The organism is Paenibacillus xylanilyticus (assembly GCF_047246825.1).
GTDB classification, from domain to species: Bacteria; Bacillota; Bacilli; order Paenibacillales; family Paenibacillaceae; genus Paenibacillus; species Paenibacillus xylanilyticus_B.
In genome coordinates, this window is record NZ_JBFOLB010000006.1 from 15,917 (window position 1) to 41,876 (window position 25,960).

Annotated in this window: 22 protein-coding genes and 1 riboswitch; of the genes, 6 read left to right on the forward strand and 16 right to left on the reverse strand. The window is 50.1% G+C overall.

What is annotated here, in order from left to right:
• Positions 1 to 54: 54 nt before the first annotated feature.
• Together AB3N00_RS25205 and AB3N00_RS25210 are read right to left on the reverse strand one after the other, a co-directional pair.
• Positions 55 to 1,416, reverse strand: coding sequence for a nucleobase:cation symporter-2 family protein (locus tag AB3N00_RS25205; protein ID WP_413037026.1), 1,362 nt, complete (start codon positions 1,414 to 1,416; stop codon positions 55 to 57).
• Position 1,417: 1 nt separating this feature from the next.
• A complete protein-coding gene (locus AB3N00_RS25210; protein WP_413037027.1) occupies positions 1,418 to 2,005 on the reverse strand; it encodes a xanthine phosphoribosyltransferase in 588 nt (195 codons plus the stop codon).
• Positions 2,006 to 2,257: 252 nt separating this feature from the next.
• Positions 2,258 to 2,357: riboswitch (purine riboswitch) on the reverse strand.
• 241 nt (positions 2,358 to 2,598) lie between these two features.
• On the opposite strand from AB3N00_RS25210, the gene mscL reads away from it, so the two are divergent.
• A complete protein-coding gene (gene mscL / locus AB3N00_RS25215) occupies positions 2,599 to 3,093 on the forward strand; it encodes a large conductance mechanosensitive channel protein MscL (protein ID WP_413037028.1) in 495 nt (164 codons plus the stop codon).
• Between the two features lie 146 nt (positions 3,094 to 3,239).
• Here mscL and AB3N00_RS25220 read toward each other — a convergent pair whose 3' ends face one another.
• A complete protein-coding gene (locus AB3N00_RS25220; RefSeq protein WP_175394890.1) occupies positions 3,240 to 3,542 on the reverse strand; it encodes a hypothetical protein in 303 nt (100 codons plus the stop codon).
• 81 nt (positions 3,543 to 3,623) lie between these two features.
• Here AB3N00_RS25220 and AB3N00_RS25225 point away from each other — a divergent pair, with 81 nt between their 5' ends.
• A complete protein-coding gene (locus AB3N00_RS25225) occupies positions 3,624 to 4,319 on the forward strand; it encodes an NUDIX hydrolase (protein ID WP_413037029.1) in 696 nt (231 codons plus the stop codon).
• A gap of 254 nt (positions 4,320 to 4,573) precedes the next feature.
• Here AB3N00_RS25225 and AB3N00_RS25230 read toward each other — a convergent pair whose 3' ends face one another.
• Together AB3N00_RS25230 and AB3N00_RS25235 are read right to left on the reverse strand one after the other, a co-directional pair.
• Positions 4,574 to 5,377 carry a TrmB family transcriptional regulator gene (locus tag AB3N00_RS25230; protein ID WP_413037030.1) on the reverse strand — a complete coding sequence of 268 codons (804 nt, stop codon included), beginning with the start codon at positions 5,375 to 5,377 and terminating at the stop codon, positions 4,574 to 4,576.
• Positions 5,378 to 5,444: 67 nt separating this feature from the next.
• Positions 5,445 to 6,236, reverse strand: a complete 792-nt coding sequence (locus tag AB3N00_RS25235; protein ID WP_413037031.1) for a zinc ribbon domain-containing protein — start codon at positions 6,234 to 6,236, stop codon at positions 5,445 to 5,447.
• Between the two features lie 331 nt (positions 6,237 to 6,567).
• Here AB3N00_RS25235 and AB3N00_RS25240 point away from each other — a divergent pair, with 331 nt between their 5' ends.
• The 3 genes from AB3N00_RS25240 (at position 6,568) to AB3N00_RS25250 (ending at position 10,122) form a co-directional block, all read left to right on the forward strand.
• Positions 6,568 to 9,135, forward strand: coding sequence for a UvrD-helicase domain-containing protein (locus AB3N00_RS25240; protein WP_413037032.1), 2,568 nt, complete (start codon positions 6,568 to 6,570; stop codon positions 9,133 to 9,135).
• Between the two features lie 207 nt (positions 9,136 to 9,342).
• A complete protein-coding gene (locus tag AB3N00_RS25245; RefSeq protein ID WP_413037033.1) occupies positions 9,343 to 9,660 on the forward strand; it encodes a hypothetical protein in 318 nt (105 codons plus the stop codon).
• Between the two features lie 93 nt (positions 9,661 to 9,753).
• Positions 9,754 to 10,122 (forward strand): hypothetical protein, encoded by a 369-nt coding sequence (locus AB3N00_RS25250; RefSeq protein ID WP_413037034.1) that lies wholly within the window; start codon positions 9,754 to 9,756, stop codon positions 10,120 to 10,122.
• An 88-nt stretch (positions 10,123 to 10,210) separates the two neighbouring features.
• Here AB3N00_RS25250 and AB3N00_RS25255 read toward each other — a convergent pair whose 3' ends face one another.
• Together AB3N00_RS25255 and AB3N00_RS25260 are read right to left on the reverse strand one after the other, a co-directional pair.
• A complete protein-coding gene (locus AB3N00_RS25255) occupies positions 10,211 to 11,281 on the reverse strand; it encodes a Gfo/Idh/MocA family protein (RefSeq protein ID WP_413037035.1) in 1,071 nt (356 codons plus the stop codon).
• 39 nt (positions 11,282 to 11,320) lie between these two features.
• Positions 11,321 to 11,797 carry a GNAT family N-acetyltransferase gene (locus AB3N00_RS25260; RefSeq protein ID WP_175394898.1) on the reverse strand — a complete coding sequence of 159 codons (477 nt, stop codon included), beginning with the start codon at positions 11,795 to 11,797 and terminating at the stop codon, positions 11,321 to 11,323.
• A 282-nt stretch (positions 11,798 to 12,079) separates the two neighbouring features.
• Between AB3N00_RS25260 and AB3N00_RS25265 the strand changes: the two genes are divergently transcribed.
• A complete protein-coding gene (locus AB3N00_RS25265; protein WP_413037036.1) occupies positions 12,080 to 13,156 on the forward strand; it encodes a copper amine oxidase N-terminal domain-containing protein in 1,077 nt (358 codons plus the stop codon).
• Positions 13,157 to 13,273: 117 nt separating this feature from the next.
• Here the strand turns inward: AB3N00_RS25265 and AB3N00_RS25270 are convergent, their stop codons facing one another.
• From AB3N00_RS25270 to AB3N00_RS25310, 9 genes are all read right to left on the reverse strand, one after another.
• Positions 13,274 to 13,675: a RidA family protein gene (locus AB3N00_RS25270; protein ID WP_413037037.1), complete on the reverse strand. Its 402-nt coding sequence runs from the start codon at positions 13,673 to 13,675 to the stop codon at positions 13,274 to 13,276.
• A gap of 204 nt (positions 13,676 to 13,879) precedes the next feature.
• Positions 13,880 to 14,842: a D-alanyl-D-alanine carboxypeptidase family protein gene (locus tag AB3N00_RS25275; protein WP_413037038.1), complete on the reverse strand. Its 963-nt coding sequence runs from the start codon at positions 14,840 to 14,842 to the stop codon at positions 13,880 to 13,882.
• Between the two features lie 319 nt (positions 14,843 to 15,161).
• Positions 15,162 to 15,926: a hypothetical protein gene (locus AB3N00_RS25280; RefSeq protein WP_413037039.1), complete on the reverse strand. Its 765-nt coding sequence runs from the start codon at positions 15,924 to 15,926 to the stop codon at positions 15,162 to 15,164.
• Between the two features lie 46 nt (positions 15,927 to 15,972).
• A complete protein-coding gene (locus tag AB3N00_RS25285; protein WP_413037040.1) occupies positions 15,973 to 19,173 on the reverse strand; it encodes a DEAD/DEAH box helicase in 3,201 nt (1,066 codons plus the stop codon).
• Positions 19,174 to 19,392: 219 nt separating this feature from the next.
• Positions 19,393 to 19,848, reverse strand: a complete 456-nt coding sequence (locus AB3N00_RS25290) for a chemotaxis protein CheW (protein WP_413037041.1) — start codon at positions 19,846 to 19,848, stop codon at positions 19,393 to 19,395.
• 531 nt (positions 19,849 to 20,379) lie between these two features.
• Positions 20,380 to 21,327, reverse strand: a complete 948-nt coding sequence (locus AB3N00_RS25295; protein WP_413037042.1) for an aminopeptidase — start codon at positions 21,325 to 21,327, stop codon at positions 20,380 to 20,382.
• Positions 21,328 to 21,443: 116 nt separating this feature from the next.
• On the reverse strand, positions 21,444 to 23,408 hold the full coding sequence (locus AB3N00_RS25300) for an alpha/beta fold hydrolase (protein ID WP_413037043.1): 1,965 nt from the start codon (positions 23,406 to 23,408) through the stop codon (positions 21,444 to 21,446).
• 60 nt (positions 23,409 to 23,468) lie between these two features.
• A complete protein-coding gene (locus AB3N00_RS25305) occupies positions 23,469 to 24,089 on the reverse strand; it encodes a TetR/AcrR family transcriptional regulator (RefSeq protein ID WP_413037044.1) in 621 nt (206 codons plus the stop codon).
• A 409-nt stretch (positions 24,090 to 24,498) separates the two neighbouring features.
• Positions 24,499 to 25,797, reverse strand: coding sequence for an ABC transporter substrate-binding protein (locus tag AB3N00_RS25310; protein ID WP_413037045.1), 1,299 nt, complete (start codon positions 25,795 to 25,797; stop codon positions 24,499 to 24,501).
• Positions 25,798 to 25,960 lie beyond the last annotated feature (163 nt).

Sequence of the window (25,960 nt, forward strand, 5' to 3'; positions counted from 1 at the left end):
CTGATTCATCCTGTGAGTTAACATAGCTACCATTCCGGTACCTATATTCAAGCTTTAAGCCGATTTTCCTGACTCTCCAAGAATCACATCAGCCTGCTGTTCAGCCATCTTGGCAGCCGTCGCCTTAGTCCCCAGACCATTGAACAGCAAATTCATAAAGATGGCCGTAAAACTGCCGGCAATGATTCCGTTACCGAGCATAATCTGTGCCCAGTCCGGTGCACCCGCAAACAACTCTGGTACGACTGTAACGCCCAATCCCATCCCTACGGAACAGGCAATGATGAACAGGTTCTCATGTCGATTCAAATCGACCTGGCTGCCAATGATGCGGATACCGGAGGAAACGACCATTCCGAACAGCGCAACCATCGCTCCGCCCAATACGGAACCGGGTACAAGCTGTGCGAGTGCTGCAATTTTCGGTACGAATCCGATCACAACCAGCAGTCCACCTGCTACCACGATAACATCCCGCGTTTTAACACGGGTCATCTGTACAAGCCCTACATTTTGCGAATAAGTGGTATACGGGAATGAGTTGAATATCCCGCCAATCACAATCGCGAGTCCTTCCGCACGGTAACCACGGGCCAGATCCTTGGAGGACAAGTCTTTGTCCAATATTTTGCCGAGAGCCATAAATACACCTGTCGATTCAGCCACGCTTACGATCGCTACCAGGATCATCGTCAGAATAGGAACAATCTCAAACGTTGGTGTACCGAAGTAAAATGGCTTCACCACATGGAACCAGCTTGCTTCACGAATCGGAGCAAAATTAACCTCGCCCATAAAGCCGGCTGCTACCGTCCCCGCAAGAAGGCCGACCAGAACGGCAATAGAACGGATGAATCCTGTCGTGAAGCGGGTCATCAGAATGATAAACAGCAATACGCCGAACCCAAGCAGAAGGTTTGTCCCGCTGCCGAAGTCTTCCGCTCCCTGACCGCCCCCCAGATCTCTAAACGCTACAGGAATCAGTGTCAAACCAATAATGGTCACGACCGAACCTGTCACAACGGGTGGAAACAGACGGATTAGTTTGCCGAATAACCCCGAGAACAGCACAACGAAAATCCCTGACGCGATGACCGCCCCGTAAATGGCAGACACCCCACTATTCAGACCAATCAAGATCATCGGAGATACTGCCTGGAACGCACAGCCGAGCATGACAGGCAGTCCAACCCCGAAATAACGATTACCCCATACCTGCAGCAGCGTTGCCACACCACAAGCGAGCAGGTCGATGGCAATCAGGTACGTCAGTTGTTCCTGCGTGAAGCCCAGTGCATTACTAACGATAAGTGGTACGACTACTGCTCCCGCGTACATTGCAAGGACATGCTGCAGACCAAGCGAGAACGTTTTGATGGGATGCCGGTGCCGCTGGAAAATGCGCTCGCGTGCCATATTAGTTCGTTCCCTCCTCGTCCGCAAATGTAACCTGTCCATCCGACAGGGCTTTGATTCGAACCAATGATTCCACTCGATATCCCGCTTCTTTCAGCAAGCGGCCTCCCGGTTGGAATGCTTTTTCAATGACGATCCCGATGCCAACCACTTCAGCGCCAACCTGCTCCACAATGCGTGCCAGACCAAAAGCCGCCTCACCATTCGCCAGAAAATCATCAATGATCAGCACACGGTCGCCTGGCTGCATAAACTTCTTGGCAACCGTAATTTCATTCGTTTCCTGCTTGGTGAAGGAGTACACCTTCTCTACCAAAATGTCTTCCGTGAGTGTCAGCGACTTCTGCTTCCGCGCAAAAATCAGCGGCACATTCAGTTCCAGCGCAGTCATGATGCCCGGTGCAATTCCGGACGATTCAATCGTAAGCACCCGCGTAATGTTCTCTCCTTCAAAACGGCGGATAAACTCCTTGCCCACTTCCTTCATGAGAACCGGGTCCATCTGGTGATTCAGGAATGAATCCACTTTGAGTACCTGCTCGGACAGGACGATTCCTTCCTGTCTTACTTTGTCTTTTAACAATTGCATTGTGATTCTTCCCCCTGTGCGCCCTCTATACAGCCAGCCAGCATGTCCATATCCCATGGTAAAAAAGCAAAAAGCCCGCCTTTTTCACGTGCTGCGGAAAAACCGGAGACGGGAAAAGACGGACTTGTACTTATCAGGACAAGCCGTATCGGATGCTGCATGTACACATGAATAGATTGGATATCAATACACGACAACCACTCTCGGCATATACCTTCAGTCATTTACCTAGAGAGGGTGCCCAATCATAGCGATCATGCAGATCTTTCCCGTAGTCCGATCATTCCGGTGATCGGGTAGAGACATGCAGGCCTATTCCTGCACATATACGAGTAACGGCATATTTAATTTTTGGCTCCAAGATTCGTTACAATATATGATTGCGAACCTGAAATATAAAAGTGTAAACGTAACTGACAATGTTAGAAGTATACCGAATCGGCGGCGTGAAATAAAGAAGTATTTTCATGGAAATTGTGAAAACATGTCTTAATTTGTAACTAGGGGGTGATTGGTGCGTGTTTTTTTTGTACAATATGATAACGGAAGCGCGGCCTGAACTATGAATTTATCGGTCAAAGGAGATTGCAGACATGAAAGGCATACTTAAGGAGTTTAAGGAATTCGCTGTACGCGGCAACGTGATCGACCTGGCAGTTGGTGTCATCATCGGGGCTGCTTTTGGCAAAATCGTCACGTCCCTCGTGAATGATATCATCATGCCCCCTGTCGGGAAGCTGCTAGGAGGCATTGATTTCAGTCAGAAAATCATTAATCTGGATGGGAAAATGAGAACCGCCAGCGGAGAGGAAATAACGACATTGGCTCAAGCCAATGAGGCAGGCGCTACAGTTATCGCCTACGGACAATTCATCAACATACTTATTGATTTCCTGATTGTTGCATTTTGCATTTTCATGCTCGTCAAGGGCGTCAATTATATTAAAAGCAAAGAGCACAAAAAGCCTGAGCCGAAAAAAACAACCAAGGCTTGCAAGTACTGCCTGTCCGAAATACCGGCTGCAGCTACCCGCTGCTCGCACTGTACTTCAGTGCTGGAGGCAGAAGGCAGCAGCGCCCCGGCATAATCAGCAGGGTTACTACTGTCACTGTTTATGTAAAGGAAACCGCTCCAGCATGAAAGGTCTCACCCTAAAGGTGGGGCCTTTTTCATTATGGCCATGAGCAGATGAATGCTGCTGTAACTTAAACTATTTTAAGACATCATCATGGTCTAGAATCGGCGTGGCAGCAGATGCTCCAAAATCGACTTCAGATCCTTATCTTCCTTATAAACTTCTTCCCCGGTATCGAGTTCGGTTACCCGAATATATTCAAAGTTTGCCGAAGCATCTACCGGTTTAAACAGCAATTGTGCCTCATCTTCAAGACGTACGTTGAATCCCATATCCTTAAACATGGTCGTTAACTGATGGTTTGCCGGTTCCTGTCCTTGCCCAACAAAGATAAGCCCTCTAAGACTTTTACGCTCCTGTGGTTGCGGATAGATGACCTGAAAGTGTACAATGCATTCCATATACGTTCGTTCCCCTTTCGTTTAAAACATACTTTGTGAAATTTTGAACTTTAAAACTTGCTATATAAGGAGATACGTATTATGACCCAAGAACGTTTCGACATTTATGACGATCAGCAGCAATGGTTAGGCACGGAGCTTCGCAGTGAGGTGCATGCCAAAGGATATTGGCACCGTTCATTCCACTGCTGGATCGTGCGTGACGATCGCGATCAGCGGATGGTTCTTTTTCAACGTCGCCGCGAGATCAAGGATACCTTCCCCGGTTGTTATGACATTACAGCAGCAGGACACCTTAGTGCGGGTGAGCAGCTTGAGGATGCAAGTCGCGAACTGGAGGAAGAGCTGGGAGTACATGTCCCTTTTGAAGCCCTGACTTATCTGATGACTGCCAAGCAGCTGCTGCAAGGCGAGGTTCGCGGCGTACCATTTATGGATCGGGAGATCAGCTCGGTATATGGTTTATGCCTGAACCAGCCACTTGAGGCTTACACCTTGCAGGCCAGTGAAGTGGACAGCCTGTATGAAGTGCCTCTAAGTGATCTGCTCGCCTTGTTCCGTGGTGAAATGGATTCGATCCAGGCCAGTGGGGTGAATGCGGAGCAGACACCGTTGCCAGAATCCGTGAATCAAGCAGATCAGAATTATAATCGCGAATGCTCATCTCCCTTTCCGGCACGTCAGGATCGTTTAATCCAAGCTTCCGAATTCGTACCTCATGGGCCGGAGTATTACATCAGTGTACTCGAAGCTCTATATCACGTGCCCAAAGGCTGATTCAAACGTTGTTCAAAATGGAGTTTCGGGTTCATAGTTTCAGTTTCTCAAAATTAGCATGACTTCATACCTTACTCTAACTCAGCAGGGCACATGTGCTGTGATGAACATCACTGCTTTGCTTCAAATCACAAAAAGCAGGCGTCTGTCTCGTGGGAGCGCCTGCTTCGTTTTTTTACATAAATTGAGTTCTCAATAGATTGTTCTGCTCCAGCTCAACCGAGGGCCGTTGCCTCAGAACCTTTGGCTTAGCCTTAGCCTTGATCTCCTCCGGCATGAACCGACCAGTAACGTGCAGATAGCTGCCCAAACCGACGTCCGTAGCGAGACTCCAGCTCTTCCCCCATATCCTGTTCCAATTCGTATAGTACCAATTCCTGTGCAAAATGATTCAGCAGCAAACCTGTCATGACCGGATGCTCTGTCACGACAGCCTGAGTTGCGCAGGACTCCCCGCGCATCCCCAGCATGCACCAGCGTCGATCAACGACAATGGAGAATTTTCTCCCGTTGCCATTACCGTATAGAGGCAGACCCGGCCATGGCGCTGGCTGATCCAACATGCCTTCGCCTCCATCACATGACCATAACAGCCTGACACCGCGATCCTCTGCCCGTTTCAGTTGATCCTGCAGCAGTTCGGCTTCCTCACGCCAAATATCCACGACAATCTCGTGTTTGGCATCTGCCAGCTCGCGGCTCAGGTTATCGAACACATTCTTGTCACCTTCAATATTGTAGAAGACCGGTTTCTCGGGTTCATGCTGTGGCATGCTGCTCTGTACGTAATCAAGAGATGCACGCATCTGCCCGGAGATCATTCGGGTCATCTCCTCCGGTTTCAGCACACTGTACTTCGCAGGCTCTCCGGCACTGCAGCGCAGAAACCCGCGCTGTGAGAGTCTTTGCAAAGTGGAATATACATTGGAACGGGACACGCCCAGCCTCTTAGCAACCTCATAGCCTGAGGCAGAGCCTTGGCGTGCAAGTTCCACCATAATTTTGGATTCCATCTCGGTAAACCCGAGATGATTCAGATGATGCAGCAGTTGGTCCATATTCCCGTCCCCCCATGCTGTCAGCAACCACACTGCCTTACCTTACTGTGGCAGTGACTCTACTGCATCAGATCTGTTCTGCACCACAACGTGGGCACCACTTCGAGCCTTTCGGTAGCTCAGCTGCACAAATCTGGCACTTGACCATTTCACGAGGCACTTCGGTCTGTACGTCAACCGTGTTCACGATCGGGTTGTTTTCTTTCCAATAGCGAATACGCTCATCAAGTTCCTGCTGCCGTTCCCGTTCGCGCAGCATTTCTTCTTCCCGGCGGCGTTCCCACTCTGCATCGAATGCTTCCTTTTCTTCCTGTGTGAATTCGGTGCTGTTGTATTCGGATTCGGTCTCCAGATCGGCAATGGACGGAATTACCGTGTGATATGGCTCGGCTTCGTCCGTTTCTTCTTCAATCGTTTCATCATAAAAAGGCCGTTCCGTACTTTGGGCTACTGCCGCTTCCTGTCTGGCTGTAGCCGGACCTGCGGATGCCGCTGCTGCGGCCTTGAATCCCCCCAGCTTGCGTCCGCATTTCGGACAGAAGTTGGCATCCAATGAAGCAACGTGGCCACATTCGCACAACCGCTCATTTTTGAGTTCCGCAATTTTGCTGCGGAGACCGTCAATCTCATCCTGCAATTCGTCGCACAGATGTGACAGATCCACCATCTCTTTTTCGGCACGCGTCATATCTTGTGCACGGTAACCCTCATAAAAGATGCGACCCATATCTGTAAAATGGACTTCCTGTTCCTGCTGCAAGCCCACAATTTGATTGTTTAATTTCCCAATCTCAACGGCGTGCTGGGCACGCTCTGTTGCCTTGTTCGCTCCGTTCTTGATACGTTGAAGCAATTTCATGACATCTCCTCCTCTGTCCCGTCAGACGTTGAATCTCTCGATTCAACTGCAATTTGTTCTTTAAATTTTCATAGTATATAACTTATACGATATCATGCCAAAAAGTTGCGCATTCGCGCGCGAGTGCCCGTTTTCTGCCGATGATGGATGAAATCGGGGGCTTTCGTCAGGACCATACGTTCGGGTATAATGAAGCTTTGGCCCTGCATAACCGCCTGCTTAGGCGACTAACTCTATCATACCAATTTACAATGTGATTGTGAAAAGGGCAAATGGTTTACTTTTAACCGGGATAGTCCTATCCCTGAATGCATACAGAGGTGGATGAAACATGTTAAGCCCGAACTCAACGTTCTACGCCCGTCCGCTCGGGGTCACTCCGGCGGCATCCTTGCCCCAGTCCCCGTCTGCTCCACTGGAGACCAGTCGGCAGCTCGTGGGCGATGATCAACAGGATGCATTCTACTTCCGTTCCCTGGAAGAGGCAGGCATCCGTCTGAACGGGCCACAAATCTCGGCCGTCCGTCACGGCAAAGGGCCCCTGCTCACGCTGGCCGGAGCGGGCTGCGGCAAAACAACCGTACTGGCTGCCCGAGCCGGCTACCTCATGGAGGTCAGCGGTGTTCATGCAGGCAGCATTCTGCTGGTGACGTTTACGAACAAGGCCGCTGCCGAGATGAAAGACCGCATCGCATCACTGCCAGGCATACGTCCTGCAGCTGCGCGAGCGGTGCAGGCCCGTACATTCCACTCCTTCGCCCTGACGCTGCTGCGTCATTACGGTGTACAGGAAGAGATTTTTGGAGAACCCCGTGCCCAGCATACCGTAATCAAAATGCTTCTGCGCCAATATGGCATGAGTGAAGCATTTCAACCCGAGAGTCTGCTGTCCATGCTGTCTGCATGGAAGATGCAAGGCTCCGAGACAACGGACCTTCCCGAAAAGTCGCAGGAGGAACGTGATGCCAAGCGGGTTCTTCTTGGTTACGAGAACTGGAAGCGAGAGCGAAACAAAATGGATTTCGATGATATTTTACTGAAGGCAGCAGCACTGCTTCGGGATCCGGCTGTGCTGAAGCCGCTGCAGCAGCGTTTTCAGTACATTATGGTCGATGAGTTCCAGGATACGAATAATCTGCAATATGAAATTGTCCAGAAGCTGGCTTCGGCCCATCGCAACCTGATGGTTGTGGGGGATGATGACCAGACCATCTATACGTTTAATGGAGCGCGTCAGGAATCGATTCTTGAATTCGATAAAGTTTACCCTGGTGCACGGATCGTGACGCTGGATATCAATTATCGCAGTGATGCACGCATCCTCGGACTTGGCAGTGAACTGGTCGCCCGCAACAAGCGAAGGCGCGACAAGCGGCTTCGTGCAGCCGGACATCGCGGAGATGCGCCCCGCTTCGCCACACCTTCGAATGCAGAGGAGGAAGCAGCTTGGGTCGTGAACCAGCTCTGCCAGCAGGTTGAGGAAGGATTGCACACGTATCGCGATATTGCGATCCTGCACCGAACAGCCAGCAGCAGCCGGGCAGTGTTTGAGCAGTTGGTGCTAAAAGATGTGCCGTTTGTACAGCACGGGGCTTCTCCTGTATTTTACGATCAATCACTTATCAGACCCCTAATGGATCATATGCGTCTCTCCCTGAATCCACGCGCTGTGGATGCTCTCCCAAGTGCACTTGGACCACTCTACGTATCCCGTGATGCTGGTCTGGAGTGGATTCAGCGGAACGAACAGCAGCAGGCCAAAAAATATCCGCTGATCCATCTGGCCAAATGGGACAAGCTGAAGCCCTTTCAGCAGGAACAGGTCAAGGAACGCATCAAGCTGATTAAGTCGCTGGTCAAAATGAAACCGGTCATCGCCATCCAGGAGATGCGACGCCAATTTTATGACAAATATATGGAGAGCGGCGATCCCAGCATCTTCACCCACTACAAGGAGACGATGCTGGAGACACTGGATGAGTTCGAAGCCGCAGCCAAAAAGTTCGAAACGGTGGAAGAGTTTATAGAGTTTGCCGATGAACTCTCCCGCAGACACCGTGAGATGGAATCACTGCGGCGTGCCCAGGACAGTGATGCAGTACAGCTGATGACCATCCACCGGGCTAAGGGACTGGAATTCCCATGTGTCTACTGGATTGGTGCCAGCGAGGGAATCGTACCTCACAGTACAGCTCTGCGGCAGGAAATTCCTGAAGATCAGAAGGCTGCTCTGGCGGTACAACAGACCGATACGGAACTGGATATGGCGCTGGAAGAGGAGCGGCGGCTCGCTTATGTTGCCATCACGCGAGCCAAACAGTACTTGTATGTTACATCGCCAGCGAGTCATCACGGCAAGCCAGCAGATGTATCCCGCTTTCTGCTTGAAGCCTTTGGCATGGAAGTTCCAGACAAACGGAAAGACCGTGATGAAAGCCGAACCAGCAATCATACGTCATACAGCAAGGGATCAGGGCAACGTTCCCGATCGGGTGCCCGATCCGAAGGTCGGGAAGTGGTACATCGCCGCTCTATCAGCCACAGTGAGCGTGACTTCGAGGTCCACAATGAACGTGACGAGGATCGCCTCAGTGAACGTCGTGGCAGTGGTAAGATTCGCAACCACAAGGCATTCAGCACCACCGGTGTGAGTCAAACAGCCACGACCTCCTCCCGCTCGCAATCTTCAGGTTCAGGCCATGCTGAACGGACTGAGACCGTTGCAATCTGGAAATGCAGCTCTTCCAGCTGCAAGGCATGGCTCCGTCAGAAACCAGCTGTGCCTTCGGCAAAAGTAAGTAAACGAGCAGCGTCCGGGCCACCAGCCTGTCCCCTGTGTTCAGGATCCATGGTAGCCGGAACACGCGAGGTGCCTGTGACTGGGCGGATAGGCCGGTAACAAGCACTACATGATATAAAATCTCTTTGGAATACTAGATTGGCAGTACAGCCTATCCACAATTGTTTATTGATGGATAGGCTTTTTTACGCAAGAATATGTAAATATAATATTTTATTGGATATTATTGTAACCAGCATTGTTTATCAATATATACTTAAGATATCTTGTCTTGAATTGGATCAATTGAACCGAGGAGGTGTGTTAATGGAATTGGAGAGCGCAATCAAAGAGAGGATACAAGAGCGATTCGATATATTACATGAGCTTTATGATATCTGGTTTACGGAAAATCCCGCTTTAATTGCACCTATGGAAAGATTCTATCAGCAAGCACATATTGAGAAACACAGAGCCATTACTTATTTGTTGAACAAAGGGTTTATCGCTGCCAATCCCGTAGAGAATGAACCAGAACTTGTGGCAGTCTGTATCACCGTAGACGGAATTGATTTTTTCGAACAAGGCCGTTTGGATGGCAAAGGCAATGGATGGTCCGTTGTGACCGAATACTCTGATGGATAGGCATAAGTAACTGTATCCTTCGTTTCAGGGCGCTTACTGCTGTTTATTAACAGTAGAAGCGTCTTTTTTCCATTTTAGAATGGAGGTTGGATTATGCAAGATGGTAAAACGCATTTTTATGTGTCCGTAACCCATAACCTCATTGAACAGACCAAGAACGAATCGACACCATTTGAAGTCATGGTGGATGACGAAGAGTTGAATCAGCTGAAAGACCTGATGAAAGTACTGGAGGATGACGATGCCTATACGCTGCAGCGCGCCCCTGTACCCTACAAATCGGCGGATCACGATGAAGCAACCGAACAATTTTCGGATGGCATGACATTGCTGTACAGTTTTCTGTACGACCATGGCACCTCCCATACCCGGCAGGCCATTAAGAGCATGAATGTACTGCTCCGGCTGCAGGATACCGATTACGATGACCCTGGGTATGAAAATTCACCGATGAATAAATGAAACAGTCAAAAGCATGCGAGGCCGCATATCAAGCGGAAGCGCATGCTTTTGTAATATTATTAGAATCCTTGCAAATCCTGCAATACGATCAGTCCAGACGAATTTCCTGACCTTTTTCCGCCGACTCGTAAATTCCGCATAACATCCTTGTCGAGGCAACACCATCCGCAATCGGGCTGATCGGTCCAGTCCCATTCAAGCAGCAATCCACAAAGTGATCGATCTGATTCTGAAATGCACTATGAATATGCAGCCCCGTGTTATCTGTTTGCGGCTCGATATTCAATATGGTGTTGTGTTTTTCCGTTACAATCAGTGTCTCCGGCTCCAGTTCGAATCCGCCTCGTTCTCCATACAGTTTTACTGAAGATTCATCTCCGCGTGCATGCAATGTAAAGCTTACATCCACCGCCAGCGAAGCCCCGTTCTCGAAGCGGATCAACGCATTCGCCATATCTTCCACGTTGTTCACGGCTGAACTGTAATCCGCTGCCTTATAGAAAGAAAGTTCTTCGATATGAGCACGATTGCCGAGCTTCCGATACGTGTTGCCACTTACCGAGACGGGTTTCGGCCTGCCCATGAGATACCAGCATTGGTCAATGATATGTACGCCCAGATCAATAAGCGGACCTCCGCCGGAACGGTTTTTATCCGCGAACCAGCCTCCGGGATTGCCCAGACGCCGCAGAATGGATGCCTTGGCATAATACAACTGACCAAATTCCCCTGCATCGATAAACCTGCGCAGCATTTGCATATTGTTATCGTAGCGCCGCACAAATCCAACGATAAAGGTACAGCCACTTTTCTTCACGGCTTCCTCGATTCTCAGCGCATCTTCCACATTTGTAGCCACCGGCTTCTCCAGCAGCACATGCTTGCCCGCCTCCAATGCGGCAATGGCGAATTTGGCATGCGTGTTGTTCCAGGTACAGATGCTGACTGCATCCACATGAGGGTCCTTCAGCATTTCCCGGTAATCTGTATAGACGGACTGTGCATCATATTTCTGTGCTGCTGCTGCTGCGCGCTGTTCGTTCAGATCACAGATGGCATAGATGACAGCATTCTCGTTTTTGGCGTAACACCTCATATGCAGATCCGAGATGGATCCGGTCCCGATCATTCCGATGTGCAGCATTTTGCTCGTACTCATTTTCGTCCTCCCTTCCTTTTTCCGGAACATCATTCTCGTCTAGTCTGCCCGCAGCATACCTTTGTAAATACCCGGTGTTGAATTTTCGATCTTGACGGCACCGAGCGTCCGGGCATAAAAATCTACTGGTCCTGCCGATCCGATGATCGCATAGGCATAACCATCTGCCTTCATCGCGTGCATGCAAGCCAGCAGCAGTGCTGTACCCACACCTTTGCCCCGTGCATCCTGATTCACCCCTGTTGGGCCGAAAAAGTTGCGGCATGTCGCTTCGTAACAGGCGAAGCCGATCATTTTTCCATGTTCGAGGGCAATATAACAGGATACCGGCTGACGTGCAAAAGATACATCACACTCATCCACCCAGGGCTGGCTAAAATGAGATTTAACCCAATCCAGCACAAGCTGCTTCTCCGGGGCGATGGCTCTTCGGATGACGATGGAGGATTGCTCCAGTTTCTTCAAACCACTCTCCTGCTCCGGCAAATCGTAGAGTGCTACCAACATATCACTCATCTGATCCATTCCTCTCCTCATTGAATGTGATAATGCTTTTTTTCAAACAACTAAGCAACAGGAAACAGACCACAGGTTGTACCACTCACCTGAAATTTAACCGTATCCCACTGCCTGTAACCTGCAAATTGCCACATGTTGCAAATAATGAGCTGACACGTCACACACATGACCAAGCGTTCAGGTGCAACAATTTACCAAGTTGTCCCGTCTATAAGAATGAGCGCAGCCCTAATTAGGAGTTTACCGCGATATAACCAAGATTAGAAGGGATGATCAACAATGAACAACAACATGAAAAAAGTAAGTGCCCTAATGGTCCTATCCTTGGCCCTGAGCGGAGGAGCAGCATACGCAGCAACACTCGACACGACACAGTCTGGTAACCAAACTTCCGTAACAACGGATAGTTCATTATCCTCAGCTGTAAAAGTGTCCGTGAACGGCACAGCGATAGCTGATGGCTATTGGAATAAAGATGGCAAGGAAGCCATGATCGCACTGCGTGATCTTACGGATGCACTTGGCATTGAGTTGAAATGGAACAAAGAAAACAAGTCGGCCGAGCTGACAAAAGGTAACCTTTGGACACTCGTCACAACAGACAAGGATCAGTATTCCGTCAATAAAATGCTGCTTACCCTGGGAACTGCCCCTCAAATCACCGATGGCAAACTGTTCGTACCCGCTTCTTTTACAGAAAAGGTACTACATACCCAAGTAAACACAACGGGTAACCAAGTCACGATTACAAATGAAGAGGACGTGAAAAACGTTACGGAGCGTGGTGTCATTACTGGAATCAACCCGGATACGAAGTATCCATCCATTCATATCGGGGGTACAGGCACCGAGGGTCTGGTACTTAACCTTGGCGAGGATACGGTCATCAAGTCTGCAGATGGCAAGGAGATCGCACTTGCCGATCTGACCATTGGCATGACTGTGGAAGCCGTACATGCACCAATCATGACGATGAGCCTCCCACCGCAAACACCAACCTACCAAGTTACTGTTCTGGATACCGTTTCTGCGGATGCTGAGGCACAACCCAAAGAAGTTCTTGGTACAGCCGGTACGATTGAAAATGTAAAAACAACGGAAGATCAGGTGACTCAAATCGAGATTTCTGGTACTCGTTTAACCGAAACAGCTCCTGACCACGTCATCCTCAATATTTCGGAAGACACCAAGCTGGTAAATCAGAATGGTAAGGCCATCAAAGCAGAGGAACTGACGAAAGATGCAAAAGTCATCGGATTCTACAGTCCTATGCTGACTCGCAGTCTGCCTCCAATCGGAAATGCCTGGAAAGTCGTTTTGGAAACTTCCGATGCAGAGGTTGTACCATTTCAATAAGCAAGTTGTCACAGGTTTATTAAAGTAAACCGATTGATTCTACTAAAGCTCAAATTGCAAAAATAACCTTACCCAGCCTGTTTTATGCAGACATGGATAAGGTTATTTTTCCGTTCTTCATTCCGCTTCAGAATCCGTTTCAATCATGGCTTCTACCTCAATCTCGACCATTAATAACGGATCAATAAGTGCACTCACCTCAACCATAGTGGCCACAGGCTGGATCTGGCCAAAAAATTCGCCATGAGCCTTGCCTACTTCCTCCCAACGGGAGATATCGGTCACAAACATGCGGGTTCGTATCACATGCGATAAATCTGCGCCGAGTTCATTTAATGCCTTTTCAATCGTTTGCAAAACAAATCTTGTCTGGGCATAAGGATCTCCCGCACCGACAACAACACCATCCTGCATGGCTGTTGTCCCTGCCACCTCGATCCGGTTCCCGATCCGGATGGCTCGACAGTAGCCCACAAGTGGTTCCCATGGAGAACCGGTAAACACCTGCTGTTTGCTCATTGGGACCTCCCTTTCTCTACTTGTCATTTTCGTGGATAATCTCTGAATTATAACAAGCCGGGAGCATTTGGCATACCAAAAATTAGGTGATTGATCGTTATATGTACAAAAAAAGCCCCGTGCATGAAACCAGCTGCTCAGCAATTGGTAACTTGCACGGGACTTATCACGCAGATGCAGGCGTCAACACATGAAACGTTTTGCCTACAGTTTAATATTAGCCTCATCAAAGTATTCCTCAAGTGTCAAACCGCTCTTTACAATGTCCGGTGCCAGATCGGTTCCGACATAACGAATGTGCCAAGGCTCATAGACGTAGCCCGTTATGTCCTCCTCACCTTCGAGATAACGGATGACGAAGCCGTACTCTGCAGCATGTTCGGCCAGCCACTGGCCTTCCTTCGAGGTTCCAAATACTTCTTCCAGCGCGTTCCCTACACTCGGGCTGGATACATCCATCGCCAGACCGGTCTGATGTTCGCTTCTGCCCGGCTTAGAACTCACACGATCCGTGTATTCTTGACCTTTGGTTTTGACATTGTTGTTATAGATGGAAACCTGACGCTCATATGAACGGTATCCGGATACGGCACGCAGTTCAATGCCGTCCGCCTCGGCCCCGGCAAACAGCTTCTCCAGTGCTTCTGCGGCTTCCTTCCGCATATGGCGCTTCTCATGAGGACCGTCGAAGGAAAACGGCACATTCGGCTCTACCAGATCGTTCGGCTCGTATCCTTCTGGCAGGCTGCGCTGCTTGTTCACAATGACAGTCATTGCTTCTGCATTGGTTACAACGGATTCGCTGTCAATCGTATTTTGCATAGCGCTGACGCTGCGCTGCTCCATCAGGGAGTCGTCCGTTGCCGTTTCATTGCCAGCATCCGAAGAACCTTGCTCTTCATCCGTAGAAGCACTGCCCGAATCCTCACTGTCACCAGATGGTGAACTGTCAGATTCACCGTCTGTCTTAGCACCATCATCTCCAGTGTCCTCGGTTAAATGAACGGTCGTCCCGTCCGCCTCCTGTTGTGTATCGCCTGCTGCATTCAGATTCTGATTCTCCTCTGAACCCGAGCCATCCTGGCAAGCGGACAGCAATGCTCCGCATATCATCAGTGAGGACAGCAATACCGCAATGTGGCGCTGTCTTCCTGTTCGTGATTTCATATAAAAAACTCCTATCGCAAAATAATCATGACAAAAATTGAGTACGCTCTGGGGCATTTCTTCCCCTGCGACAGTATAACATCAAATTGCATTGAAGCTCCACTGCTCCAGACCTCACTGGCAGGGAATGGCCCTCGCGTGAAGGAGGGTGTGCGGGCTATACGTCCGTTTTTCGGACAATTAAAGCTTCATCCCAACCTTTAATCAACAGATCCAGAATGAAGTTTGGATAGATATCCTTTCCAAAACATGTTTATGCAGATGCCATACCACAAACAAGCGAGGGTGATCTAAGATCTCCCCCGCTTCGATGCGAGCATCATTTGGTTGCCGGGCTGTCCTTCTTCTTCTGGACAGCCTGCCAGATCCGCGCGGCTACACGCTCGCGGATCATTGTCAGCCCGGCTGCTACGGGTACTCCCGGCAGCAGCGCGGCCAGCTCCGGCGTTGCCGGGGGCTTGCCCGGCTGCGCCAAACGCACTTTCACGGCGCCGAAGCCAGGCCCCGGCTGGTGCATCGCGCCGTCTGCGGCCGCCTCGGCGATCCATTCGCCGACGGCAGCGCCGCCTTCGCCGCCCCGCGCCTGCGGGCGGCCGGCTGTCTCCGCTGCGCGGCCTGCGCCGCTTGGATCATGGGCCAGCTCCTCTGCCCAAGATCCAAGCACGCCGGCGAGCAGCGCTTCGCGCGGCAGGCCGGCGTGCGCCAGCTGGAGCAGCGGCTCGGCCGCGAAGCGCGCAGCCATGGCCTGCTCCGCAGCCGCAGCATGTGCGCAGTCCGTGCGGCCGCAAGTGCACGCTGCAGCGGCCGCAGCCGCAGGCATCAGCCCCGCAAGCTCCCCTGGGGCGGGGCCACCGCGCAGCAGCGCGTACAGCGCCAGCGGACGCTTGCGCAGCTGGGCCAGCACGGCCTCGCGTGCGGCTTCGCTGAGCTGCGGCAGCGTACCGGTTACCGTGAACAGGCTAGCTGCTGTCCCGGCCTGATCCACGTCTGCTGACACATGTTGACGTGCTTCAGCAGACTCACTTACCTCTGCTGTCCATCCACCGGGGGACATATGCAGCTCCACATTCCACTTTTCGCTCATAACCTTCCCCCTTCCCTTTTATCGCTTACCAATGTATTCATCAAGCCTATAACCACGTCTCACCCTGAAGTGAAATAAGTCCGCGCAGTTCGTCATCCGACATTTCAGTCAGCCAGTTTTCACCGGAACCAACCACCTGCTCGGAGAGTGCCTTTTTGCTCTCAATTAATTCATCTATGCGTTCTTCCAGCGTACCCTGACAGATCAGCTTGTGCACCTGCACATTGCGGTTCTGTCCAATTCGGAACACCCGGTCCGTTGCCTGATTCTCCACCGCCGGGTTCCACCAGCGATCGTAGTGAATGACATGACTGGCCCGGGTCAGATTCAGACCCACACCGCCAGCCCGGAGTGATAAAACGAACAGAGATGGTCCCTCGCCTTTTTGGAACGTCTCCACCATCTCATCCCTCTGTGTCTTGGACACGCCGCCATGGAGGAAATAAGGCTCTTCCTCATAACGCTGTGTAAGACGTGAGACCAACAGCTCGCCCATCGCTACATACTGAGTGAAAATGAGTGCCGATTCCCCGTTGTCCCGGATGGCATCAACCAGCTCCAGCAGGCGCTCCATTTTGCCGGATGCCTCCACCTTCGCATTATCCTTGCGGCTGCTGTCAGCCAGTACCGGATGATCACAGATTTGCTTCAGCTTGGTGAGCGACGATAATACAATGCCTTTACGGGCAATGCCGTTTCTGCCGTCAAGTCCACCCATCAGATCATCGACCACACGTTGGTATAGAATGGTTTGCTCGGGTGTTAACGAGCAGTACGATTTCAGCTCCAGCTTCTCTGGCAAATCTTTGCGGATGTCCGGATCACTTTTGAGCCTCCGCAGCATAAATGGCGAGACAAGCCTATGAAGCTCCCGCAGTGACGCGCTGTTTTCTTCGGATGTCCCCATTCCTGTATAACGTTGACGGAACGATGAAGCCGTTCCGAGATACCCCGGATTGAGGAATTGGAAAATCGACCACAGCTCACTCAGGCGGTTCTCGACCGGCGTACCGGTCATGGCAATCCGATGAGGAGCCGATAAGCGCATTACACTTTGCGCCTGCTTGGTGCGATAATTTTTAATATACTGCGCTTCATCAAGGACCACGGTAGACCAATGCAATGATGCAAGATCCGGTCCGTCCCGGCCAGCCAGATGATACGTCGTCAGTACGATATCATGGGCCTGTGCCTCGGCTTGAAATGCGCTCCCGTGCAGTCGTTGTCCCCCATGATGGATGTACAGCGACAGATTCGGGGCGAATCTTTTCAGCTCGCGCTGCCAGTTGCCGAGCAGAGAAGTCGGGCACACGATGAGTGCAGGCTGGTGTACATCCTGTGAGGGGATATTCTCGCCAATCTCCAATGGATGGTCCGCCCCATACATCTCATGTTCTCGTGCCTCTTCAGCCGCTGCCTGCTGCTCCTCATGTTTCAGGTCCAGCAGGCAAGTAATCACCTGAATCGTCTTCCCGAGACCCATATCATCTGCAAGACATACGCCGAATCCAAGCTCGCGCATCGCAGATAACCATTGATACCCCCGCTCCTGATATGGCCGGAGCTCCCCGTGCAGCTCTTCGGGCACCTGACGGGGCTCGATACTGCGAAGCACCTGTCCGTCCAGCAGGAAGGAGAGCAAGCCTTCGGATTCCGCCCCAAAAACAGACAGCCCTTTCCAGGCTGCATCCTCCCCTTCCTCTGCAGCCAGATGCAGCCATTCAGATAGCGGCATATATTGTTCTTCTTCTTTTTTCATATAACGCAGAACCTGGCGAATCTCTTTGGTATCCACTTCGATCCATTCACCGCGGAACATGACATAAGGTACCGTGGCTTCTGCCAACGCAGCAAGTTCCTCTGCTGTAACGGGTTTACCATCCAGCATCGGCTCTGCCTTGAAGGCTACCAGCTGTTCCATCCCCAGTGCATTCGGAGCGCCAGGCGCCCGTTCATTCCCACGATTCAGCATTTGCAACCGCAGCCCGGCCCGCCGTTTTCCGGCACGACTCCAGCGGGATGGCATCAGCACAGTTATCCCTGCCTTCTGCAACCGAGGCACCGCATGTGTCAAAAATTCAAAAAACGGCTGCTGCTCCAGCTTCATTCCCTCCGGGCGTGGTTGAAGCAGGGCGATTTCCAGTTCAGGTGCCAATTCACTGGCTTGACCCAGTGCCATCAACAGCTGCTCCGCCGCTGATACGTACCGTACCTTCCCCCGATCCAGGTCACGTTCCGGGTGGGCCCAGATGGTGCGTGCTGGCAGTCTCAGTCCAGATTCCTGCGCACTATCTGCCCAGAAGGTGATTCCCCATAACGATTCATGTTCACCAAGAGGGGGCTCAAGCCGCAGCACCAGTTTCAGCTCGCCTTCCGTGGGAGCTGTCTCCTCACTGCCCACGACCGGCATCGCCGTGCCCCCTGCTTCTTGCAATGTCTCGATAAGTTCTGCCATTTCCTCCGTCGGGCCCTGCACAGTCACGGGACGGAACATGGAAATCAGACTGTTCCACCACAACTCGGCTACAGGAGAAGATCCACGCCGAAATTGAGTACGGTATCGGGACAAATCACTGTCCATACTTTCAAGTTCCCCTGTTACAACCGCGTGAATCATGCCACTCATGAATGAAAATAAGACAGCAGCACCAGCCTCCTCACGCGATTCCGGCTCAAAGGAAGCATACGCACCAGGAGCAGACAAACCGATCGGCGGCATGGCTTCCGCCAGCTCACGGAAACGCTCCACATCGTCTTCCTGCGACAGACGAGGACGCCAAGTTCCTGTAAGCGTCTCTTGACCCGTACGCCGCCGCGCACCGGTTTTGGCCGCGAACTCAGCAGAAGGAGCAATCTCCCCGCGCAGCAGCAGTTCCTGTGTGAACTGTGCCGCTTTTATCCAGTAGCGGATCTCCTCCCCTGCCTGAATCCCCGCGGCCTTCAGTATGCTGACATCCCAATGCAGCAGTAGTTTAAATGTATCTTTGGGTGAGATCGCCAATCCTTCCAGCGTCCGTCCAAGAAATTGGCGCCGCTTCGTACCCTTGGCTTCCGCAGCATTACGCATCGGATTGGGCCAGCGCAGCTCCGCAAGACGCAGAGCCGCAGGCTGAAACAGACGACCCCCGTCGCCAAAATTCAGCCTCCTTACCACGTGGGTCCAAGCATCTACACGTGGTTCCGATGTTTCACCGGAAAAACAAAAAAATACGTCACCAAGCCATACTCCATACAGCGATTGCATCATTACAGTCTCCCGTCATCCCTTCGCATTGTTACTCTCCATCATATACGAAAATGCCCGGATTTAAAAACCTTTACGCACAAAAATTGCTTTATCCATCTCCTGACGCTCTCCTTACAGGGGGAATTCGCATAAAAAAATGTCCCTTCTCCCCTGTAAGGGATTAGGAACATTAAAATTTTAGGCAGGGTGTCCTCTGCCATTGCAGTAAAAATGAAATTGTTATTCGCCTAAGCTCGTCAACATGCCCAACAGTACATCCAGATTCAAAATACCCGCCGTATGATCCGGGGCATGTCCAATCTCCCTAAATACGCCTGTCATAAAACGTTTATGCTCTTCCGCAGGTTCTTCGAATCGATCGTACGTCACCACAGAATCCACCGTATCCACGATCAAAGGCACATATCCTCCTTTATATGGAACGACAATGATACGCGTCGAAGCATCATCTTCCCGATCGGGCATTCCCAGCAAAACCCGCAGACTAACGACGGAAACCACCTTGCCGTATAAAGATCCAAAACCTCTGATTTCCGGGCTGCCGAACGGGACGGTGGTCACGGGAATCATCCTGATAATTTCATGAACTTCCTCAATGCGAAGCGCGAAAAACTGATCTCCGACCGTAAAATTAATGTATTGAACTTGAGCTTCCTCATTCATAGTTGTCTCCATACCCTCTCACTTTTAAAGTGTTACTTGGTGTATCGGCTATTTTCCATGAAATATTTAGAGCTTCGTCCATTTTGGCAAGCTGCAGCAATGAGTTGAGTACTCTAAAAAACTTGATAGAGAATTCGAAGCATTATCCGATCATGCAGATTGCTGAGTGAAGTCCGCCGTTTTAATACGGAAAACAAATAAACTAAACCAGTACACTCTAAACGAAAAAGACCAAAGGGTTGGCTGCATGCCAAATCTTTGGTCTTTTTTATCCTAATATCTGTGGATAACTTTTATATTTCAATAATTAGAGTGAATTTCCACAGTGAAAGTACAAGTTATACCCCTTTTGTGGATAAGTTGTGCACATATTGCACACAGTTTGTGGATAAATGGGTATTTCTATGTGGATATACAATAATTTAATGTGGACATGTTGTGTATTTGTTTGTAAATCTCACGTAAAACCTTAAATGCCCACTCCAATTATCCCTCACTGTGGACATACTGTGGATTGCAGAATCCACGTATTCATCAGTCCCGTTATTCAACCAGCTCGCCTCTGCGCATAATCAGCTTGTCATCGATATAGACATCCGGCTTTTGCACAACTGCGTCAATATGTACCCCCGCCGCAATCGTTCCACCGAAAGTGTTATTGCTGCCGAAGGCAATATGAATGGTTCCATACACCTTCTCATCTTCCAGAACAACTCCCGTAATTCGAGCCTTATTGTTGGTGCCAATGCCGAATTCACCGAGGTAACGACCATCCCCTTCGCCCAGCATCGCGAGCAATTGCTGTCCGTCCGGGCCATCGGTTGAAACCAGCCGTCCTTCTTGTACTGTTAGGGTCATCGGTTCACGGAGTGCACCGATCCCGGCGACAGATCCATCTACAACAATGCTGCCTTCACCTTGGCCTTCAACCGGAGCAATGTACGCTTCACCCGAAGGCAAATTTCCCGATTCGCCAGGATTCAAATACATTCCCGTGCTGGGCACTCCGCTTCGATCCTTGATGGAGAACACCAGGCTGTGTCCATCCTTTTCAATCCGAACCTGGCTGCCGGCAGTTAGTAAAGCTGTCACCTTCTCGGTCAGTGCCTTCACCTGTGGGTATTCGGCTGTGATGGCACCATTCATGAACATATCTTCCGTCATGCCGGGCATGGTGGCCACTCGTGTTCCTGATGCAGCAGCCTGTTTCCGGGCCTGTGTGTGGGTTAATGAATATCTCGTCACGCATACGGCCACATCGGCTTGCATCATGGCTTGTGCAACCGCTGCTGGCGGTTCTTCTCCGGACCTGCTCCGCTCCTCCATGATCATCAGTACAGATTCTGCACCAAGTGCTTTACCCGCCCCATAAATGGATTCAGCCAACTCCCGTTTGGCATCGTCCGCCACAACGACGAGATTCTCTCCCCCACGCAGCCCCAAACATTCGGTAAGTACATTTTTACTGATTTCCACACGTTGCTGATTCATTTCATTCTCTCTCCTGTCTTTGGTTGAACTCAGTTGGACTCCTAAACACTCGACTTGACCCTTTCGACAATCCGAATGGAATTCCTGCACGCCCCAACTTGGACAGGAATTTGAACTCATCTCATCGTAGCGGACCATTCTGCGAGAATTGCAGCCGTTTCCCGGTATTGAAAGACTGGAAAGTAATGACCATAAGGCACATCTATCCGGTTAAACTGTGGATTCAAATCCTCTGGGTAGTGATATTCCGGGTCTTCCTTGGCCCATACTACTAATGTATTGTTAGCTTGATCGACTCGGTTCCACATTCTCCCCCATGATGATGTAGTACCCTTTATTTTGCCGGAGTGAATCCACCGCAACAAGTCGGCATGCGCTCCTGCTATCCGCGGGGATTGCAGACTGGACTGGATTCTCTTAGCCAGTACAGCCTCCGTAAGGCTACCTTCTTCTCGGACGCTGGATGTACTTAACATATGCCGCCAACTCTTCTCCGACCTTCGACTAAGAAGTGTGCGCATCATTCCTCTTGGCAAACGGGAAACCCACCGCAGCATATTTGGGTCTGTATTGTCAGCGACCGGCTGAAGCAAACCAAGCCTAATATCCTTCCTCCCACTGCGCAGCACCGCCGCAGATGCAATAACTGCACCTATGGAGTGACCTACCAGCTTCATCGGACCTTCAAACTCGCCGATGGCTGTAAGCAACGTATCAACCTGACCTTCAAAGGCTTCTTCCCCCTGATGTACAGGAGATCGTCCGAACCCTGCCAGATCCACAAGCCAAACCGGATGACCTGTAAGTACATGAAGCTGCTCTCCCAGAGGTAACATTTCATCAGCACAATTCAGCAGACCATGCACGATCAGCCACGGTTCTCCTTTCCCTTCCCAGCCAAGCGCCGCCAAGTTCCCAATGCGGGTTCTGGTCCAACCGGAAGGCCGACTTTCATATGTTGTATGACAAAGTCGATAATCCAGATCGGCTGTCACAAACGGAAGCTGCTCCCGGATATCCGGCCATGATTGTCCCATGCGTTTAAATAAATCTTCCGTCTCATCCACATGAAATATTCTGTCTGTAATAAAAGAAACGGATTCGGCCGGCACACCGCTGATCCGTGCCCCTCCGGATCTCATTGCAAATTGCATCCATGATAACGGAACAGCCCCGTTGGGCTTCGGCACATCCAGCTGTTGCGCAAGAAGATGGAGCAATTCCTTCATGTTGGGACTGTTTTCTTTGCGTGCCAGGAGCGGATAGGTCCCGCCTGACGGAGCTGATTCTTTGGTCAGGAAAACCAGAGTCCGCGTAACTACATCATTCTCAACTAACGGCAACCAATAAGATGATCCTCCGGGCACAACCGGCATGAGCCGTTTTTGCATCGCCTGAATGAGCAGGCCGATACCACCTGTTTGCTCGGTCTCACCCGTCGGACGCGGTCCAACCACTGTACTCGGGTTCACAACAGACAATGGATATTGATGCTTTTCTGCATGTTCACGGAGATACAAATCAGCATGAAACTTCATTTCTTCATATGCGCTTTCATTCGAAGCCACTTTGTCAATTGGTATGACCTCACCCTTTTCGTTACGCAGCCCATAAGGACTCATGAATCCAACCACATGGATAACATGTCTTAGACCACGTACACGCTGAATCTCTTCAGCCAGTCCGGCTACTTCTTTTGCCCCATTCATAAATATCTGCTCCGCAACTTTGCGCTCCAGGGTTACGTCCATTGTCCCGCCTGCATGAATGATGACATCCGCTCCAAGTGCACGCCCCCGATCCGCTGTAGTGAGTCCAAGTCCCTTAACCGTCAAGTCTCCTTGTAGAAATGTAATTTTGCTAAAATCTGTTATGCCATAAGAATTCAAGGCACTTCTCGCTTGGGATTCAGAACGGACAAGCAGTACTAATCGTACGTTCTCTTCCAGTAATTGCTTTATGGCCTCCTTGCCGATAAATCCAGTACTGCCTGTCATAAAGATAACGGCTGATGCCTCTGAGTCCACCTTGTTTGTATGTTTCGAGTCGTTTGATGTTATATATGTAGAATTTACGTTCATGAATTCATTCTCCTCATTAGTACTATATAGTACTAAATATATTCAAAAAAAGAGCTTCGCTTAACGAAGCATCTGGCAAAATGTACGTGCGGATTGTTCGATAATCCCGGTATCCTTTGCGGTCTCCGCCAAAACCAGCGAACCTTCCAGTGCCGCTACAAAGAGCGAAGCAGCTGCTCCTGGATCAATAGTTTGACGGAATTCGGCGCGATCCACCCCCTGCTGTAATAACTTCTCGATCATTGGCTGGAGCTCACGGAAAAATCGGGATATACTCGCCTTCACCTCAGGCGCACTCGCGGGTGTCTGCATATAAAGGGTAATAAAAGGACAGCTCCCTTCATAATTGCGCCCCTCCATTCCAGCCGACAATGACGATATAAACGTGTTAATGCGCTCTTCGACGCTTCTTTCTCGCTGACTGAGCAATAGGTATACCTGCGACTCGTACTGGGCGATCCAGTATTGCACAACCGCTTGAAGCAGTTCCTCCTTATTTTTAAAATGATAATAAATATTGGACTTGGACACACCGCTCGCCCGCACGACTTCATCCATGCTGACATAGCTGTATCCCTGACGCAAAAATAACTGTGCCGCTACTTCAACTGCCTTGGTCCGGTTAACCGGATTGGAACTTCTGGATTTAGCTGAACCAGAGCTTGATGTTTGTTTTGTCATAAATAGAACTATACAGTACTAAACGTGCATATACAAGTATTTCTGTTAACAAAAAATGATAATCTTCACATGAAATCCTCGCACTTTGTCCACATGTAGAAACGTATACACACAAGATATCCACATATAGTGTTAACCTGGTGTTAAACATGTCATTGAACCATCTTATAATCCCGGATTATCCACATTTCAGGAGCCGTTTCTCGTTGTGTTGGATTTAAACTGCAATAATTGAGTCTCCACATAAAGAGAGGCCAACCAGAATGCAATTCTGGCTGACCTATTTAAGCTGGCAATGAATTAACCCTTTCCTAAGGGCTTCAAATCCTGTGGATACCCCTTTTGTGTGGATAACTTTTCAAGGATGAGAAAGCTCCTATTTTACGGATGTAGTGAATCGTTGATGGGTTTACTTTTTCAGACTATCCCAGTTTTGCTGTAAGGCATCAAGCAATCCGGCTTTATCCGATTTGCCTGCGACATATGCCTGAATCGTGCTGCCATACTCCTGTGGAACACCTTCCGGGAAGCGGTTGAAGTTCCAGCTCAATGTTTTATTTTCCTGACTGTACTTCATGATCTCTGTTGCCAGATCTCCCAGATCCTCTTCCGATGCCTGGATCGAGCTGAACGCCGGGATAAACTTGAATTCTTTGGTCATGTACTGTTTCCCGATATCAGATGTCACGAGCCATTCCAGGAATTCCTTCGCTTCCGGCTTCACTTGCGAATTTTTGTTCACAACCCAGTAGTTCGGTACGCCGACAAACAATTTGTCATTTGGTTCATTCGTGATTGGCATTGGCAACATACCAAGATTCAGATCCGGGTTAATTCCATCAATCTGCACCTGTGTCCAGTTCCCTTGCTGCATCATTGCTGCTTCCCCACTTGCAAACAGGGTTACCTGCGTATTGTAGTCCGTTGTAAGCGGGTTTTTGTTGCTGTATTTCAGCGTTAGGTCAAGCAGGTTCATCCAGTCCGTAAACACTTGGTTGCCCGGGATTTTTTCTGTTCCTTCGTTAAGACCTTGAATGAACTTCACCGGGTCTGCCTGATTCGCAAACGCCACGTTTACATTATGATTGCCGAGCACCCACCATTCCTGATATCCATTCGAAAATGGTGTGATGCCAGCAGCCTCAAGTTTTTGTGCTGCCTGATCCAATTGTTCCAGTGTTGTTGGAATTTCAGTGATGCCTGCTTTTTCGAAAAGGTCTTTGTTATAAATGAAACCATAGCCTTCCAGTGCCAGCGGCTGTCCGTACAGCTTTCCGTCTTTGGTCATCGGCTCTTTGGCTACATCAAGCACGTCCTTGGTCCAAGCTTCACCCGACAGGTCTTCCAGATATTCGAGCCAGGTATCCAGTTCACGATATCCGCCAACGTTGAAAATATCCGGTTGTTCGCCAGCCGCGAACTTGGCTTTCAATGCAGCGCCGTAGTCACTGCCGCCGCCGACAGTTTGAATGTCCAGCTTGATGCCTGGATGGGAGGATTCATATTCCGCTTTGAGACGGTTAAGCGCTTCCGCAATTTCGACTTTAAATTGAAAGATTTTAATCGTTTTTTCCCCTGCAGCGGCCTCTCCACCAGTTTGAGCATCCGTATTGACCGGACTACCGCTTTTGTCCCCGTTACCACAACCTGCGAGCATTACGGAAAAAGCAATCAGCATGAGCAACGTCAACTTTGTCATTCTTTTCATACATACACTCTCCCTATAGTAGTTTCAGTTATAACAGCTTGTTGGCTATATTCAGCCACCGGGGTGCAGACGGCGATTGGATTTACAACCGATCCTGCATCGGTGTCTTCCCTTACACCTTGCTAAGTGACCTGGTTCTTCCTCGGAGGGGATGTCTTAACAG

Excerpts from the sequence above, each read along its gene's own strand:
- mscL (WP_413037028.1), top strand. The coding sequence starts at position 2,599 with ATGAAAGGCATACTTAAGGAGTTTAAGGAATTCGCTGTACGCGGCAAC.
- AB3N00_RS25210 (WP_413037027.1), bottom strand. The coding sequence starts at position 2,005 with ATGCAATTGTTAAAAGACAAAGTAAGACAGGAAGGAATCGTCCTGTCC.
- AB3N00_RS25305 (WP_413037044.1), bottom strand. The coding sequence starts at position 24,089 with ATGACAAAACAAACATCAAGCTCTGGTTCAGCTAAATCCAGAAGTTCC.
- AB3N00_RS25275 (WP_413037038.1), bottom strand. The coding sequence starts at position 14,842 with ATGAAATCACGAACAGGAAGACAGCGCCACATTGCGGTATTGCTGTCC.
- AB3N00_RS25290 (WP_413037041.1), bottom strand. The coding sequence starts at position 19,848 with ATGGAGACAACTATGAATGAGGAAGCTCAAGTTCAATACATTAATTTT.
- AB3N00_RS25260 (WP_175394898.1), bottom strand. The coding sequence starts at position 11,797 with ATGAGTGATATGTTGGTAGCACTCTACGATTTGCCGGAGCAGGAGAGT.
- AB3N00_RS25230 (WP_413037030.1), bottom strand. The coding sequence starts at position 5,377 with ATGGACCAACTGCTGCATCATCTGAATCATCTCGGGTTTACCGAGATG.
- AB3N00_RS25300 (WP_413037043.1), bottom strand. The coding sequence starts at position 23,408 with ATGAACGTAAATTCTACATATATAACATCAAACGACTCGAAACATACA.
- AB3N00_RS25310 (WP_413037045.1), bottom strand. The coding sequence starts at position 25,797 with ATGAAAAGAATGACAAAGTTGACGTTGCTCATGCTGATTGCTTTTTCC.
- AB3N00_RS25280 (WP_413037039.1), bottom strand. The coding sequence starts at position 15,926 with ATGAGCGAAAAGTGGAATGTGGAGCTGCATATGTCCCCCGGTGGATGG.
- AB3N00_RS25270 (WP_413037037.1), bottom strand. The coding sequence starts at position 13,675 with ATGAGCAAACAGCAGGTGTTTACCGGTTCTCCATGGGAACCACTTGTG.
- AB3N00_RS25235 (WP_413037031.1), bottom strand. The coding sequence starts at position 6,236 with ATGAAATTGCTTCAACGTATCAAGAACGGAGCGAACAAGGCAACAGAG.
- AB3N00_RS25225 (WP_413037029.1), top strand. The coding sequence starts at position 3,624 with ATGACCCAAGAACGTTTCGACATTTATGACGATCAGCAGCAATGGTTA.
- AB3N00_RS25285 (WP_413037040.1), bottom strand. The coding sequence starts at position 19,173 with ATGATGCAATCGCTGTATGGAGTATGGCTTGGTGACGTATTTTTTTGT.
- AB3N00_RS25255 (WP_413037035.1), bottom strand. The coding sequence starts at position 11,281 with ATGAGTACGAGCAAAATGCTGCACATCGGAATGATCGGGACCGGATCC.
- AB3N00_RS25245 (WP_413037033.1), top strand. The coding sequence starts at position 9,343 with ATGGAATTGGAGAGCGCAATCAAAGAGAGGATACAAGAGCGATTCGAT.
- AB3N00_RS25265 (WP_413037036.1), top strand. The coding sequence starts at position 12,080 with ATGAACAACAACATGAAAAAAGTAAGTGCCCTAATGGTCCTATCCTTG.
- AB3N00_RS25240 (WP_413037032.1), top strand. The coding sequence starts at position 6,568 with ATGTTAAGCCCGAACTCAACGTTCTACGCCCGTCCGCTCGGGGTCACT.
- AB3N00_RS25250 (WP_413037034.1), top strand. The coding sequence starts at position 9,754 with ATGCAAGATGGTAAAACGCATTTTTATGTGTCCGTAACCCATAACCTC.
- AB3N00_RS25220 (WP_175394890.1), bottom strand. The coding sequence starts at position 3,542 with ATGGAATGCATTGTACACTTTCAGGTCATCTATCCGCAACCACAGGAG.
- AB3N00_RS25295 (WP_413037042.1), bottom strand. The coding sequence starts at position 21,327 with ATGAATCAGCAACGTGTGGAAATCAGTAAAAATGTACTTACCGAATGT.
- AB3N00_RS25205 (WP_413037026.1), bottom strand. The coding sequence starts at position 1,416 with ATGGCACGCGAGCGCATTTTCCAGCGGCACCGGCATCCCATCAAAACG.